This window comes from Actinomadura sp. NBRC 104412 (assembly GCF_030269515.1).
Taxonomy (GTDB): Bacteria; Actinomycetota; Actinomycetes; order Streptosporangiales; family Streptosporangiaceae; genus Spirillospora.
This window is the reverse complement of the sequence record NZ_BSTM01000102.1, coordinates 1-663: the sequence shown is the minus strand read 5'-3', so window position 1 is coordinate 663 and position 663 is coordinate 1. Positions and strand designations below refer to the sequence as shown.

At 60.9% G+C, this 663-nt stretch carries 1 rRNA gene; it reads right to left on the bottom strand.

The features are described 5' to 3' along the window. Positions 1-558: 558 nt before the first annotated feature. Positions 559-663: ribosomal RNA gene (locus QSK21_RS35920) — 16S ribosomal RNA — on the bottom strand; the annotation flags it as partial.

Genomic DNA, 663 nt, shown 5'->3' with positions numbered 1-663 from the left:
GCTCCCACGTCCTTCATCGGCTCCTGATGCCAAGGCATCCACCGTATGCCCTCAAAAACTTGAACACACGAAACGATCAACAAATCGCACAGAAACAAAGAACCCCACCCACCACAAAAGCAGGCAGAATCCCCGTCTCCAGAGATGCTCGCGTCCACTGTGCAGTTCTCAAACAACAACCGAGACCACCAAACACCACACACCCAAGACAAGCGTGCGCGCCCGGCCCCGCGTCAGAAGAAACCACCCCCACCCCGGCCAACAACCATCACGGCCACCGACCAAGAATGTCAAAAGGGGCCCGTTCCCTCAGGACCCAACAGCGTGCCCAACCCGCCACCCGCCCGAGGCCGCCCTTCCCACTCCCACGACCAGAACCCCCTCAACACGAGAGAAGACCTGGACACGGGCGGTACTGACCGGCTCACACGAACAGCAAGCTGACTAACCAGTGCTCCACAACCAATGAGCAGCCATCCCCGGCACACACGGCCAGGCAGACAGCCACCAACCCGAACCTGCTCTCACGAGCTGCACGGGCCGGGTGATGCTCCTTAGAAAGGAGGTGATCCAGCCGCACCTTCCGGTACGGCTACCTTGTTACGACTTCGTCCCAATCGCCGGCCCCACCTTCGACCGCTCCCCCCACAAGGGTTAGGCCAC